Origin of the sequence: Chryseolinea serpens (genome assembly GCF_900129725.1) — a bacterium.
Classification (GTDB): Bacteria; Bacteroidota; Bacteroidia; order Cytophagales; family Cyclobacteriaceae; genus Chryseolinea; species Chryseolinea serpens.
The window spans coordinates 2556491-2571568 of record NZ_FQWQ01000001.1; the positions used below are offsets into that span (position 1 = coordinate 2556491).

Sequence of the window (15078 nt, forward strand, 5' to 3'; positions counted from 1 at the left end):
GCTGTTGAAATACCTTCAACAGCTTGCTGCCCGAACCGAGAGGATAGATTAAAAACTGAATGGCTGTGCAAACACAGATTTCATGGGGCCGATAAATGCTGCTCCGTCTGGATTTCGCGCCAGAATAATCCGTAAATTCAGCAACCTACAATCTAACTCTCAACCTATGAAAAAAGTACTCGCCGGGATTTCCATCGCGCTTGCCCTGACGGGCTGCAGCCGCACCACGATCGACACGAAGGCCGAAGGCGAAAAGCTCATGCAGCTAAGCCGGGAATGGTCGCAATATGCCAGCAAGCGCGATGTAGAAAAAACCTTAAGCTATTGGGCTGATGATGCCACCGTGATCTCTGCCGGAGACGCCACAATGAAAGGCAAAGCGGCCATACGCCAAATGGTGGAAGGAAGTTATAAAGACCCCAGTTTCCAGATCAGTTGGGAACCTCAGCAAGCCGACGTCGCCGGGAGTGGCGAGTTAGGATACCTGCTAGAGAAAACCACGATCACGATCAATGACTCCACCGGAAATCCTGTGAAGCATCAATACAACTCCGTTAGCGTGTGGAAGAAACAAGCCGATGGTGCGTGGAAAAATGTGCTGGACGTTTTGAGCCCGGAGGGCTCGAAGTAGTCGGCCTTTCCACCTCAACATTCGCTCATCTTATAATGGCCCCCTCGCCTCCGCTACCTCTTTCCTTATGAAAAACAAAATTACGCGCCGGCAAATGATCCTGAAGAGTTCAGCGGCAACGCTCGCCTCCATGGGACTCACATCGATCGCCGTAGCCAAAGATCATACCGCGCCCGCCAGCGAAAGCAGCAATAACCTGCCGCCGCCCGACGAGATCTGTTTTATGACCGCGGTGGACCTGGCCGCATTATTAAGAACAAAAAAGATCTCCGCGCGCGAAGTCATGACGGCCCATCTCAAACAGATCGCAAAAGTAAATTCAAAAGTGAACGCCATCGTGACGTTCGTGCCCGAGGACCAACTGATGGCACAAGCGCTTGCCGCCGACGAATTGATCGCCAAAGGAAATACGACGGGGGCATTACACGGACTGCCGATCGCTGTGAAAGATCTCGTGGAAACCAAAGGCTTGCGAACGACCTATGGATCGCTCTTATGGAAAGATCTGATCCCGACACAGGACGCACTGATCGTTGAGCGTCAGAAAAATGCGGGTGCGATCGTGATCGGAAAAACGAATGTGCCCGAGTTGGGAATGGGATCACAAACGTTTAATCCCATCTTCGGTCCGACATTCAACCCCTACGATCCATCCAAGACCTGCGGCGGCAGCACCGGTGGTGGCGCCACCGCGCTGGCCTGTGGTATGACGCCGCTTGCCGATGGCAGCGACATGGGTGGATCCTTGCGCAACCCGGGCAGCTTTTGTAATGTGGTGGGTCTTCGCACGTCGCCGGGAAGGGTGCCGTTGACGGCGGTGAAAATGGCCAATCAAACGTTAAGCGTTCAAGGTCCGATGGCGCGTACCGTTTCAGATTGTGCTTTGCTCCTCAGCGTTCAGGCAGGCCCCGACGTCCGTTCACCCTTATCCCTTGCGGACGATCCCAAACAGTTTGCTAAACCCCTGGGTCGTGATTTCAAAGGTGTGAAGGTGGCTTTTATCAAAGACCTCGGCTTGCCCTGGGAAAAAGAAGTCATCGACGCCGCTCATGCGCAACGCAAAGTATTCGAGGACCTCGGCTGCATCGTGGAAGACAATGAACCGGACATGACCGACGCCAACGAATGCTTTGTCAATTTCCGGCATTGGCAATACGAGGCACAATACGGCGACCTGCTGGAAAGCAACAGCGACAAAATGAATGCCTACACCAAATGGCACATCACCGAAGGCCGCAAGCTGACGGGCCCCTACCTCTCACGCCTCGAGATGAAACGCTCGGCATTGTTCCGGCGCGTACAACAATTCCTGACCCAGTATGAATTCCTCATCATGCCCGTGAGCCAGGTGTTGCCCTTCGACGTCCATACGCCTTATCCCGATCAGATCGGCGACGTGAAAATGCTGACCTATCTCGACTGGATGCGTTCGGCCTATTACATTTCTGTTGCCGGCAACCCGGCCTTGTCCGTGCCTTGTGCTTTTTCGAAGAGTGGGCTTCCGATTGGGATACAAATTGTAGGAAGATACAACGCAGACCTCAGTGTATTGCAAATGGGATTTGCATTCGAACAAGCCACCAAGATCGGCAAGCGCCGTCCAGCGATCGCTGTCTAGTGCAGATGGAACCGCCTCGCCTTCGCTAAAGCTTCGGCGAGCAAAGCACGCAAAGAAAAAATTACTTGATCGTAAAAGAAGCGACCAGTGCCACGCTATGATTTCTTGGCAGTTTCTCAACGCCAATAATGGCGCGTGTGTGCAGTCCGCGATCGCCTAGAACTTTAAGAAACAAATCCGATGCTCCATTGGCTACCTGCGGTCCTTCGTCCCAGGTGTCGTGAACCTGGTAGTAGATATCGACATGGTTCAATCCTACGATCCTCTCGTCGCCGACGAATTTATCGATCTGCAAGAGAACATTGGTCGCCGCCATTTTCGCGGCCTCATAGCCTTGTTCGGTGGTGACGTCTTTACCGAGGCGTCCAAGAAAATAGAACTGCTCGTCTTTGATGGGCAATTGGATCGCCACATAAGCAACATTCCCCCGGATGTTGACAGCGACATAGGACCCGCCGGGTTGCGGCACTGCACCAAAGGATATCCCAAGGGATTTCAGTTTATCAAGTATAATACTGCTTTGCATGAAAATTATTGATGACGGTTTTACTTCGTCCAAATTAAACTAAAGTTTTTAAAGCACATCCACACAAGAGATACTCGCCTCGAAAATCTCATCTTCATTACACCACTTTATGTTGCTCACCCAGCGAAAAAACATGGGCGGCCGCAGCGCATTCCTTAAAATTTTTTCTTTACTTGATTAGTGTTTCCGTGTGCATCATGTGTTTGGTGTGCCAGAGACACACAAGCATTCCTATAACCCTTCCGTTAGGGCTTGCGGCCTTTAAGCAATCCAACAAAAAGACCTTTCATCATGATTTCTGTCCGTCCCCTTCGAAAACACCTGAGCCATTACTCGGCACTGCTCTTTCTTTTTGCCGTATCCGGACTCACCTCCTGCACCAAAGTAAACGAGCAGGCGCTCTATTCATCGGATGTCGAATCGATCCACGCCGGGGAGGCGCTATTTTCCAAGAACTGTAGCGCGTGTCACAATTTTCGTATCAATGGCATCGGGCCAAACCTGGCCGGTGTGACACAAGACACTTCAAAATCGTGGATCAAAGGTTTCATCACCAATCCCCAAAGCTATCTCGATCAAAAAGATCGCCGGGCGCTCGGTTTAAAGGCCGACTTCAAAGGGGTGATGCCCGCGTTTGGTCAGTTCAGCGAAAGCGAGATGGAAAGCCTGCTGGCCTTTCTCCACACGAAGGAGCGGCGTTTGATCAAGAACAACTATGATACGCTAACGGCCATCAAGGATCCCTTCCCGGATTCCATACCGATGTCGGATCTCCGGGTTGACCTGGAACCCGTTACACAGATGCCCGCTTCGAGCGACAAAAATTTGCTTACGCGAATAACGAAATTTCAGTCCGCGCCAAATGGAGGTTTTTATATGCTCGATCTCCGTGGCACGCTCTACCTGGTGGATAAAAATAAAGCAGTTCCCTATTTCGATATGAAAAAAGAGGAGCCAGCATTTATCGACGAACCCGGCATGGCCACGGGCTTTGGCAGTTTTGCATTTCATCCCGAATTCAAATCCAACGGCCTGTTCTACACCACGCACGCCGAGCCGCCCAAAAGCAAACCGGCCGACTTCACCTATGCCGATTCCATTCCCTCCACGTTACAGTGGGTGCTGACCGAATGGAAAACAGACAAGCCCGGCCAGGTCCCGTTCGCCGGCAAGGGCCGTGAAATTCTTCGCTGGGACATGGTCACGCAGATGCACGGTGTGCAGGAAATCATGTTCAATCCCTATGCAAAGCCGAAGGATAAAGACTACGGACTTCTTTACATCGGCATTGGCGACGCGGGGTCGGTGGAATACGGTTATCTTTTGGCTGGAACCGAGCACAACTACCTGGGCACGATCTTCCGAATAGATCCCCTGGGCACCAACAGCAAAAATGGCCGTTATGGCATTCCCGTTATCAACCCTTTTGCAAAGGACACCTCCTCTGCTACCGTCAAAGAAATTTATGCTTATGGGTTCCGGAATCCCCATCGCATCACGTGGCTGAGAACGGGCGAAATATTGGCGGGTAATATTGGGCAACATAATGTGGAATCGCTCTATAAAGTGATCGAGGGCAAAAATCACGGCTGGCCCATACGCGAAGGAGAATTTGTGATCGATGCCGAAGGCGACATCAACCGGGTTTATCCGTTGCCCCCGAACGATTCCAGCAATGGCCTGGTATACCCCGTGATAGCCTACGATCACGACGAAGGTCTTGCCATGGCGGGAGGATATGAATACAAAGGCAAAGCCATACCGGCCTTCGCCGGAAAATTCATCCTGGGCGATATCGCAAAAGGAAAGATCTTCATCGCCGACGTGGCCAAGATCCGCGAAGGCAAACACGCCGACATCCAGCGGCTCCATTTACGCATCGGCGGCAAAGAGACCACGCTGCTGGCCATCGCCGGATTAGGTCGCGTAGACATGCGTCTTGGCCAGGATGCGCAGGGCGAATTGTATGTAACAACCAAGTATGATGGCCGGATCTATAAAATGGTGCGTGTCGAAAAAGTGAAGTAGCAGCAGGAAAGATCGATTTATTTCAGTCCTTCAAAACTATACTTTGCATTCTCCCAGAACGCGTCGAGCGCAATGATCCGTGGCTTGAAGAAGGAGATGAGGTCGGGCCAGTGATCTTTGTTCATCACCGATACACGAGGCAATTCTTTATATATCCTGCTCACTACTCTGCCGTCGGCGGGAACGTGCAACTGCCAATCCCACTCTTCTTCGAGGGTGGCGTGCAGGAGGTCTTTCAATTGCAGGAACTGCTCGAAGTATAATTCCTGGATATCTACATCGCCATGCTCCAGCGAAATAAAAATGGAAGCCGACTTTAATCCGGCATCCATGCGGAAATGCACGCCTTTTATTTTTGTGTGATAGTTCACCCAATTCACTTTCATGCCTTCGGCAGAAAGCACCGGGTTCATGTATCTTCCAAAAGCCGTCCAGAACTCGTGCTTAGTGCGCGATACTTCTTCCCGCGCAAACATATTTCCAAGATTGGTTCATCACTATCAAATCAAAAGGTGAAGCGTCTTTGCAAATACAAACAAAACAAATGGGAAAACAAAAAAAGCACCTTTCCGGGTGCTTTCTTTTCTAATGCAAGTTATCGTATTACTGCGCGCCAGACAACGGAACCAGTTTAGCACTGAGATCGGGGTCAGCCATATCTTTGTCGAACGGAAACATGGGGCGTTCGATTCTTTTGAAGGGCAATCGTTCAAGATCCTGGTCAACACCACCGGGTGTCAACGCCATGATCCAGTCGGCGCGCATGTCGTAGAGTTCCGGCACGAGGTAGCCGAGTTTCACCACCACGATATCGGTCTTCCGTGGGTCCAGGCCCAGTCTTGTAAAATCTACTTCCCGGTGATAGGGCTTGCGTTTTTTGGTGACGATCACATTTACGCTCCCCACTTTCACGACCACTTCGGTTTCGGCATGCTCGTCGCCCTGTTCGATGGATTTTACAATGCCTGTTAATCGCACAGGAGGTGAGAACCGTGAATCAATCGCCGCGCCCGCATAGCCGTCCACTTTTCCTCCCACCCCAGCTTGAATCGCTTTCTCTACAAGCTCCGGTCCGGGCAGAGAGGCATAGATCAGCGAAGGACCTTTTTCGGTTTTGAACTCGGGGCGTTTCAGGATCTCATTCAACGTCCAGCTAACATCGCCTGCTCCGCCGGCCGTGGGGTTGTCGCCCATGTCGCTGATCATAAAGGGATGTTTATCCCTGACCACGGCTTTGTCCAAGGCTTCTTTTAGGGAAGCGGTAGGCGCTATGAATGCAAATTCTTTTCTGACGTTCCAAAAACTTTTCGCAAGACCCTCGGCGGCTTTGGTCACGTTCGCTTTGTCGTCGCCCATCACCATCACGACCGCGTGGTTGCGGGGTTCATCTGCCCAGGCATAGCCGATCCAGATCGCCGCGTCGGTTACGCCCGGCTGTGAAGCGGCGGGTGCCACCTGTGCATATAAGCTCTTTCCGGGATCAACGCGGGTGCTCGTCTTTTCCCCGGGCAACAAAATGGGTACAGCGATATAGGCTTTGTAGGCTGGCTTCCCTTTGCCGCTTTCGATTCTCGATAATAAGTTATCGACCGCCCGCTTGTCGGATTGCACGGCATCTTCGTGTGGCGCCATCCGGTAGCACGTGATCAGGTCGCTATTTTGGGCAAGCCGCCAGGAAACATTTCCATGTAAATCCATGGACGTCGAAATGACCGTTTCGTTTCCAACCACTTCCCGGATGCGCACAATCATGTCGCCTTCCGGATCGTCAAGACCCACTACGCTCATGGCGCCATGAATGTCGAAGAACAAGCCATCATAGGGAAGGTCTTTTTTCAACAACTCCAAGGTTTGCTTTACTAAAGACTCATAGGCCTCCCGTGTCACTACGCCTCCCGGCAACGCGCGTCCGATCAAGGTTGGAAACCATTGCGCTCTCTTGCGATCGAGCGAATCGGCCGCCAAAAATGAATACGATGATAAAATAGTATCCCCCACCTTGGCATGAAAGGCCGCTTCGAGCGTCTGCGCCGGCGAAAATGTGCTGGACTCAATGGCCAGGCCTGCAATGGCAATCCGGGGAAGTTTCTTGGGTGGGTTGCTGCAATGGATCATGGTCATGCCGACCAGGGCCGCGAACAGACATAAGAATATTTTTTTCATGGGGGTATACCTTTCCAGTCAATATATAGATCAATTTGCTTTCCGCCAATGCCTATTATTTGATCCGCTCTATTTTTACATCGTTCCCTTAAAAAATACCAAAAGCTTTTGAAGTCCATGCCCCTCCTTCCTACGCTGATTCTCAAATCGCCGCCTCCTTGTTATACTTGTTCCTGTAGTCCAGGGGTGACATTCCCGTGATCTTTCTAAATACTTCCCGAAATGCCTTGACATCTGAATAGCCCACATCGTACATGACCTCGTTCACATTTTTGCGGCTTGTCTCCAACGCCTTCTTGGCCGCCTCGATCTTGGCCCGTTGCAAATATTCCACCGGCGTGTTGCCGGTTGCTTTTATAAAGCGCCTGTCAAAATTCCGCCGGCTCACGTTGAGCTTCGAGGACAGGTCTTCCATGGAGATCTTCTCCCCTAGTTTACTTTCAATATGTACTTGTGCTTTTTTCACCACCTCATCGCCGTGCTTCTTCTGCGTGGAGAAAATGGTGAATGGCGATTGACTCTGCCGGTCGATGTCGACCTGAAAGATCTTTGAGCAATAGATCGCTGTCTGCCGGTCGTAATATTTTTCGACCAGGTAAAGCAGCAGGTTCAAAAATGAAAAGGCGCCGCCGTTGGTGTAGATGCCATCTTCATCGGTGATCAGTTTGTCGGTACCCAGATTTACGCCGGGAAACATGTGTCTGAATTCATCGGCGGCCATCCAATGCGTAGAGCAACTCTTGCTCTCCAGCAAGCCGGTGGAGGCCAGGAGAAAAGCGCCCGTGCAAATGCTGGCAATCTCAGCCCCCTTTTCATGCATTTCGATCAGCCAGTGGTTCAGTGTATGGATTTGCCGGATGCTCTTCGCGAAGTCGGGACGCACGGCGGGGATAATGATCAGGTCCGTGCGGGTGATCGCGGCAATCTGCAGGTGTGGTCTTATGGCAAACAGGTTGTCGTGCAATTTCACCGTTTTCGACGTGCTGGCCAGCGTTATTTTGAATACGGGTTTTCGCCCCAGGCTTTGATAAAACGCATTCGCCTTCAGGAACACTTCATAGGAGCCCACAACGCTGCTGAGGTTGTGGTATCCATTCGGGACGAGAATGGTGAGCTGTTTCATAGGATTGATGTTGTACTTAAAGATAAAAAAGGGGCTTGTCCAAATCAACCCATCACAATGTCCATCCAGCACCCCTGATCCTTTAAAACACGACTGTAATTTTGTAAAAAAGTAAACGCCATGAACACCAAAGAACTGCTCGACACCTACTACAAAGGCCTTGCAAAAAAACAGGGTTGGGAGACGACCATTGCCGATGATTTTAAATTTATCGGGGGCGATATGACGAAGACCGAACCGATCGTGGGCAAGCCCGCCTACATCGAAATCATTAAACGGTTCGGCGCGCTTTTCACCGACATGCGTCCGAAAGAGATCTTCACGTCGGGAGACGGTGCGTTCGTGCTGGCCAACTATGACTATGTGTTTCCCAACGGCAAAAGTCTCAACGCGAACGTTGCTGAACTATGGCGCGTAAAAAATGGGAAACTGGATGCGCTCACCATTTTCTTTGATACCGAAGGCTTTCAGAAATTTTTGAAAGTATAAATCGAATCATACGGTCATAAATAAAAAAGCCTTCAAAGTCCATGAACTTTGAAGGCTCCCTTTTTAAAACTTCACATCAATTCCATCCGCCGCCCAATGCCCGGTAGACATCAACCTTGGCATTCAACTGCTGCTTTTTGGTTTCAATCAGTTCAAATTTTGAGTCCAGGGCATCGCGTTGGGTTAGCAATACTTCCATATAGTCAGCACGGGCCGATCTGAACAGACGCACGGATATGTCGATCGACTGTGTCAGTGCCGCCACCTGCTGGGATTGGAGATCATAACTTCTTGACAGGTTACGAATATTCGACAGCTGATTGGCCACTTCAATGTAGGCGTTCAGCACCGTGCGTTCGTAGTTGTACACGGCCTGAATCTGCTTCGAGGTAGCCGTGTAGTAGTAAGCTTTGATCGCATTCCGGTTGATCAGGGGCTGCATCAGGTCGCCCGCCACGGTGTAGAGCAGTGACTGCGGCGTGGTGATCAGGTACTTGGTATTAAAAGCCTCGTATCCCACACCCGCGCTGATGTGCAGCGATGGATAAAAATTAGCCTTGGCAACTTTTATGTTGATCTTGGCCGCTGCCAGATCGAATTCAGCCTGGCGGATATCGGTGCGGTTTTGCAACAGCTGCGATGGAATGCCGGCGTGAATAGAATCCAAAGGCAGATCGGTGAAGGTCTGAGAGTTCCTGGCGATGTGCTGCGGGAATCTCCCCACCAGAAAATTAATTCTGTTCTCCGTTTCGGTGATCGACTGCTGGATGTCAAACAGGTGGCTTCTATTTTTGAGCACTTCGGCCTCAAACCTGCGCACCGCCAATTCGGTCACTTTCGCGGCTTGCTTCTCCATCCGCACGATCTCGAGGGCGTTCGTCTGGATCTCGATGTTTCTTTTCAGAATTTCCAACCGGTTATCCAACGCCATCAGCTCGTAATAGGAATTCGCGATCTCGGCAATCAGGTTGGTGACCAGGAAGTTCCTGCCTTCTGTCGTAGACAGGTAGCGATACACGGCGGCCTTCTTTGCATTCCTCAGTTTTCTCCAGATGTCCACTTCCCAGGAGGCATTCAATCCCAATGCATAATTCGGCAGCGGTTCCGGAAAACGCGTGTCTTCCTTAATGTTCAGGTTCTCCTCCACTGCACCTTGCGTGGTGTACTGACCAGGTTTTTCAACACCGGCACTTGCGCCGATGCCCACAAACGGCAGATACTCTCCTTTTCGGGCCCTCACTTCGTTTCGGGCGATGTTGATTTCCTGCAACACGATGTTGTACTCCTGATTGTTGTGCAGCGCCGTATCAATGAGTCCAACCAGATTCGGATCGGTGAAAAATTCTTTCCAGTTTACTTTTGCGGTGTTCACCGTATCCTGCGGGTTACTGTTCTTATAACCCTCTGGCGTTTTTTTATTTTCATTCTTCTCAACCAAAGAAGACGGTAAACTGCAAGCGGTAACCAGGATGACAATACAACCCGTGGTTACGTAATTCAATATTCTTTTAGTGGCCATTGTCATGGTTGTCTTTTTCATCGGGTTTCGGGAAACTATCGAGTTGGTGAACCAGATTTTCGGTTAGCGGATCGTTGTCTCTGTCATCGGCCTTCGGAAAACTATCCAGTTGGTGAACCAGGTTTTCGGTCAACGAATCATCGTCTTCATGTTTGATGAGGTGACGACCATCGGCCAGGCTGCCAAAGATGAAGTACAATCCCGGGATGACGATCACACCGAAGATCGTTCCGAATAACATACCTCCCAGGGCCGATGAACCAATGGTGCGGTTACCAATGGCGCCGGCACCCGTGGCAATGATCAAAGGTATCAAACCTGCCACAAAGGCGAACGATGTCATGAGGATAGGACGGAAACGCACTCTCGCGCCTTCAATCGCCGCGTTCAGAATGGTCTCTCCCTGCTGCCGTTTTTGGACAGCAAATTCCACGATCAGCACGGCGTTCTTACCTAACAGACCCACCAACATGATCAAACCGATCTGCGCATAAATGTTGTTTTCCAACCCCATTAACTTGAGCATCAAAAACGAACCAAACACCCCGACGGGCAGCGAAAGCACCACCGCCAAGGGGATGATAAAGCTTTCATATTGTGCCGCCAACACGAAGTACACAAACAAGAGTACGATCAGGAACACATACAGGGCTTCATTTCCACGGATCGATTCGTCATACGACAAACCTTCAAAGGCGATGTCGTATCCTTTGGGCAAGCTCTTCGATACTTCCCGGATCGCCTGGATGGCCTCGGCCGTGGTGTAGCCCTTCGCGGGCAGACCTTGGATGGCCGCTGAATTATACAAATTGAAACGGGTGATCTCGTTGGGACCCTGACCTTTTTTGAGTTTCATGAAGGCGGAATAGGGCACCATTTCTCCCTGGTCGTTCTTCACAAAAAGGTTCAGCAGGTCGGACGGCAGTCTTCTGAATTTCGGATCGGACTGCACATACACCTTGAAGAACTGGTTGAACTTGATGAAGCCTTGCTCATACGTACTACCAATCAAGATGTTGAGGTTGTCCATCGCTTTTCCGATCGACACGCCCTTTTGCATGGCCAGGTTATTATCAATTTCGAGTTCGTATTGCGGATAGTTGGCCGCGAAGAAGGTGAACAAACCGGTGAGCTCTTTGCGCTTGCCCAGCTTATCCATGAAATCTTTGTTGATCTTATCGAACTCATGGTAGTCGGTATCCGTCGTCTTATCCAACAAACGCATCGAGAAACCACCCGATGTACCAAAGCCCGGGATAGCCGGCGGTTCAAAGAATTCCACGATGGCACCCAGGCCTCGCGTCTTCTCTTCCAGCTCTTCCATGATCTCTTTCACCGTGTGGTGACGATCCGACCAATTCTTGAGGTTGATCAAACAGGTACCGGCATTCGATCCCCGTCCTTCTGTCATGATCTCATAACCGGCCAAAGAAGATACCGATTCCACTCCATCGATCTCTTCGCAAATTTTCTGAAGTTTTTGAGAGACCTGGTTCGTTTTTTCAAGCGTCGATCCGGGAGGTGTCTGGATGATGGCATAAATGGTACCCTGATCCTCGTTCGGAATAAACCCGGAAGGAACAACTTTGTTCTCGTAGTAGATCCCCGCGCAAAAGCCCAACAAGATGACAAACGTCACCAGTCTTCGGTTCACGATCAATCGCAGGATACCCACGTAGCGTCCGGTCAGTTTCTCGAAAGCACTGTTGAAAACATCGAGTCCTTTGGTGAGGATGTTTTTCTTCTTCGGATGTCCGTGGTGATTTTTCAACATCATCGCGCACAACACCGGGGTCAGCGTCAAGGCGATCAACGCCGAGATCACGATCGAGCTCGCCATGGTGATCGAGAACTGGCGGTAGAAGGTACCCACCGGACCCGACATAAAGGAGATCGGCACAAACACCGACACCATGACCATGGTGATCGCGATGATGGCGCCGCTGATTTCGCTCAATACTTTTTTAACGGCATTGTATGGACTGATGTGCGGCTCCTCCTCAAACTTGGCGTGCACCGCTTCCACCACCACAATCGCGTCGTCCACCACAATACCGATCGCCAACACGAGCGCAAAGAGCGTTACCAGGTTGATGGAGAGTCCAAAAAACTGGATGACGAAAAACGCCCCGATCAACGACACCGGAACGGCGAGGATGGGGATCAGCGTAGAGCGCCAGTCACCGAGGAATATAAACACCACGATGGCCACCAGGATAAAAGCGTCGCGCAACGTTTCAATTACCTGTTCGATGGAGGCATCGAGGAACTGGGAAACGTCGTAGCTGATCTTATAATCCATTCCGGGAGGAAAGGACTCCTTCATGACCTCAAGTTTCTTCTTTACTTCTTCAATTACATCGCTGGCATTACTACCATAGTTTTGCTTCAACACGATGGCGGCCGAGGCCTTGCCGTCGAGGTTGGAGTAGATGTCAAAGAATTCACTACCCAACTCCACTGTCGCGATGTCGCGGAGGTGAATGCTTTCGCCTTCGGGATTGGCGCGGATGATAATACCTTCGTATTCTTCCGGCTTGTTATATCGTCCTTTGTAGGTGAGCACATACTCCAGCGACTGGGCCGCGATACCGGAACTTTGACCGATCCGGCCAGGGCGCCCGATGATACTTTGCTCGCCGATGGCGTGCATCACATCTTCCACCGAGATCTTATACGCCCGCATGCGTTCGGGATTCAACCAAACGCGCATGGCATAACGCCGGCTACCGAGGATCTGCGCCCGGGCAACACCCCGTGTCCGCTGGATCTCGGGGATCATCTTCACCGTGGCGTAGTTGAACAGGAATTTTTCGTCCATGCTCTTTTCCTTGGAGTAGAGGTTGACGTACATCAACATACTCGGCTGGATGGGGGTGATGATTACCCCTTCGCGTTGCACCAATTCGGGCAAGAGCGGCATCACCTGGTCAACCCGGGTCTTCACCCGGATCACGGCGTCGTTTGGATCGGTGCCGGGCTCAAAGATGATGCGCAGCGTAGCCTCCCCCGCGCTGGTGGCATCGGTAGCGATGTAGCGCATGTCTTGTACACCGTTGATGGCCTGCTCCAATGTGATGAGTGTTGACTTCACCAACACGTCGGCACTCGACCCTGGGTAAGCGATAAATATGTTTACCGTAGTCGGAGCGATGTCCGGGAACTGAGAGATCGGCAGCTTCTTGATAGCCAGTATCCCCACAAAGACGATTATGACCGATATCACAATAGCAAATACCGGTCGGCGTATGAACTTACTAAACATGTCTTTTGCTTTTTAGGATAATGGATTATTCAGCATACAACTCTAAATGCGAAATGACAGAGTCAGGCTTCACGAAAGTGGCGCTTATTTTCTCATTCTCACGCACCTGGCGCAATCCTTCCAGCAGGATCCTGTCATTTTCGTTCAGACCACTCTGAACTACAAAAATGTGTGGCAATTCGGCTGCGATGGTAATTTCTCTTGATTTCACCACGCCGTCTTTATCGACCACATAGACATATTTCTTTTCCAACACTTCGAAGGTGGCCTTCTGAGGGATCAGCAACGCATTTTTAAGTGGTCGTTTGATTTGTACGTTACCCGTTTCGCCGTGTCTGAGCAGTCCATCCGGATTGGGGAAGGTTGCCCGGAAAGCGATGTTCCCGGTTTCATTGTTAAAGTCCGCTTCAATGGTCTGGACCAGGCCGGAATGATCGAACAGCTGCTGATTGGCCATGATCAGCTCAACGCGCATCACGCTGTCTTTCTTCGCCTTCATTTTATAGTCCAGGTATTCGGCTTCGGGCACATTGAAATAAACCCACATTTTGCTGTTGTCCGACAGCGTGGTGAGCAAATCGCCCTCATCCACAAGACTTCCGAGCCGCACCTGGAAGTGATCCATGATGCCACTGAAGGGAGCATTGATGTGTGTGAATTGCAAGTGAGTTTGCGACAGCGACAGCTCTGCTTTTGCCTTGTCGAGCTTCGCTTTGGACATGGCCAATTCATTTGGCGACACCACATTGCTGTCGGCAAGTTGCTTGGTGTTCTGATATTCGATCTGGGCGAAGTTTGCCTCGGCCTCTGATTTCTGCAGTTCGGCCTGATAGAGCAACGGCATGATCTGGAACATCTGCTGTCCGGCTTTCACATGCTGTCCTTCGTCTACGAAAATTTTCTGCAGATACCCTCTTTCCAACGCCCGCATTTCGATATGCTGGATTGCACGGATCTGGCACACATACTGCCGGATCACTAAGGTGTCTTTTCGCAACGGATTGGTAATTAAAAACTTGGTTTCTTCGTGTGCTTCTTCTTTTTTAGAATGACAGCCGGTTTGGCACAATAAGGCGGCCAAGCCTAGAAACGTGAACATGAAAATTCTCAGCATAATAATCTGCTTTTAAACAATATGATTTTGTTGACGGTTATTTCTTAGACGGTGTGTGTGTAACAATACTCTTGCCCATCCTGTTTAGCGTAATGTCAGAGAATGAAGAGCAATAAAAACAGCCGGTTGAAGGTTGGGCAATCTGAAAATTGCCCTACGCCGGTTCTGGATCAGATCCGGAATACCTGCAGCACCAAATGGCACCTGTAGGAGGACATGAACGAGGAATGTTTGCCAAAGGGCAAGCATTTTAAGTCGCCGAAGAGATTTTCGACGGCCTGGGCATCAAAGCGCGTGGTGAAGTAGTTGCTGATCTCGTGGTGTTTCTTGGAAGAGGCCGACTCATATTCCTCGGCTTCCTTTTCCGCGACCTCCATTCGATAGACCGGATTTTCCTTGCCGGTGGAAGCCGACTGGATGAAAAACGTGGCGGGACGATTTTGAACAGGACAAAAGTTAGCCGCTTCCGACTTCTTGGTCACCTTTAACGGCGAGAAGCAAACACAGTCATTGGACGCAAAAGCGTGCAACTGACCATATCCCCCCGCCAAGAGGAGACACAAGCAAAGAAGAAACTTAACGATGATCCTTTTCATCAAACC

At 50.7% G+C, this 15078-nt stretch carries 12 protein-coding genes; 4 read left to right on the plus strand and 8 right to left on the minus strand.

Annotated elements, in window-relative coordinates:
• Nucleotides 1–166 precede the first annotated feature (166 nt).
• Nucleotides 167–631 carry an SgcJ/EcaC family oxidoreductase gene (locus tag BUB30_RS10165; protein ID WP_073133315.1) on the plus strand — a complete coding sequence of 155 codons (465 nt, stop codon included), beginning with the start codon at nucleotides 167–169 and terminating at the stop codon, nucleotides 629–631.
• Between the two features lie 67 nt (nucleotides 632–698).
• Nucleotides 699–2249 carry an amidase gene (locus tag BUB30_RS10170; RefSeq protein ID WP_073133317.1) on the plus strand — a complete coding sequence of 517 codons (1551 nt, stop codon included), beginning with the start codon at nucleotides 699–701 and terminating at the stop codon, nucleotides 2247–2249.
• A gap of 61 nt (nucleotides 2250–2310) precedes the next feature.
• On the opposite strand, the gene BUB30_RS10175 is transcribed toward BUB30_RS10170, so the two are convergent.
• A complete protein-coding gene (locus BUB30_RS10175; RefSeq protein WP_073133319.1) occupies nucleotides 2311–2775 on the minus strand; it encodes a RidA family protein in 465 nt (154 codons plus the stop codon).
• A 291-nt stretch (nucleotides 2776–3066) separates the two neighbouring features.
• Between BUB30_RS10175 and BUB30_RS10180 the strand changes: the two genes are divergently transcribed.
• Nucleotides 3067–4803, plus strand: coding sequence for a PQQ-dependent sugar dehydrogenase (locus BUB30_RS10180; RefSeq protein WP_073133320.1), 1737 nt, complete (start codon nucleotides 3067–3069; stop codon nucleotides 4801–4803).
• Nucleotides 4804–4820: 17 nt separating this feature from the next.
• Here BUB30_RS10180 and BUB30_RS10185 read toward each other — a convergent pair whose 3' ends face one another.
• The 3 genes from BUB30_RS10185 to BUB30_RS10195 form a co-directional block, all read right to left on the minus strand.
• On the minus strand, nucleotides 4821–5279 hold the full coding sequence (locus BUB30_RS10185; RefSeq protein ID WP_073133322.1) for a DUF4268 domain-containing protein: 459 nt from the start codon (nucleotides 5277–5279) through the stop codon (nucleotides 4821–4823).
• A 127-nt stretch (nucleotides 5280–5406) separates the two neighbouring features.
• Entirely contained in the window at nucleotides 5407–6924 is a 1518-nt protein-coding gene (locus BUB30_RS10190) for a M81 family metallopeptidase (RefSeq protein WP_245804092.1), read from the minus strand.
• Between the two features lie 184 nt (nucleotides 6925–7108).
• Nucleotides 7109–8089, minus strand: coding sequence for a GlxA family transcriptional regulator (locus BUB30_RS10195; protein WP_073133326.1), 981 nt, complete (start codon nucleotides 8087–8089; stop codon nucleotides 7109–7111).
• A 120-nt stretch (nucleotides 8090–8209) separates the two neighbouring features.
• Between BUB30_RS10195 and BUB30_RS10200 the strand changes: the two genes are divergently transcribed.
• Entirely contained in the window at nucleotides 8210–8578 is a 369-nt protein-coding gene (locus BUB30_RS10200; RefSeq protein WP_073133328.1) for a nuclear transport factor 2 family protein, read from the plus strand.
• 76 nt (nucleotides 8579–8654) lie between these two features.
• Here the strand turns inward: BUB30_RS10200 and BUB30_RS10205 are convergent, their stop codons facing one another.
• From BUB30_RS10205 to BUB30_RS10220, 4 genes are all read right to left on the minus strand, one after another.
• Nucleotides 8655–10097 carry a TolC family protein gene (locus tag BUB30_RS10205; protein WP_073133330.1) on the minus strand — a complete coding sequence of 481 codons (1443 nt, stop codon included), beginning with the start codon at nucleotides 10095–10097 and terminating at the stop codon, nucleotides 8655–8657.
• The gene (locus tag BUB30_RS10210) at nucleotides 10087–13362 is read right to left on the minus strand and encodes an efflux RND transporter permease subunit (protein ID WP_084138006.1); all 3276 of its coding nucleotides are present in this window, start codon (nucleotides 13360–13362) and stop codon (nucleotides 10087–10089) included. Before BUB30_RS10210 ends, BUB30_RS10205 begins: the two co-directional genes overlap by 11 nt.
• A 25-nt stretch (nucleotides 13363–13387) precedes the next feature.
• Nucleotides 13388–14476, minus strand: coding sequence for an efflux RND transporter periplasmic adaptor subunit (locus BUB30_RS10215; protein WP_073133332.1), 1089 nt, complete (start codon nucleotides 14474–14476; stop codon nucleotides 13388–13390).
• 170 nt (nucleotides 14477–14646) lie between these two features.
• Entirely contained in the window at nucleotides 14647–15072 is a 426-nt protein-coding gene (locus BUB30_RS10220) for a hypothetical protein (protein WP_073133334.1), read from the minus strand.
• Nucleotides 15073–15078 lie beyond the last annotated feature (6 nt).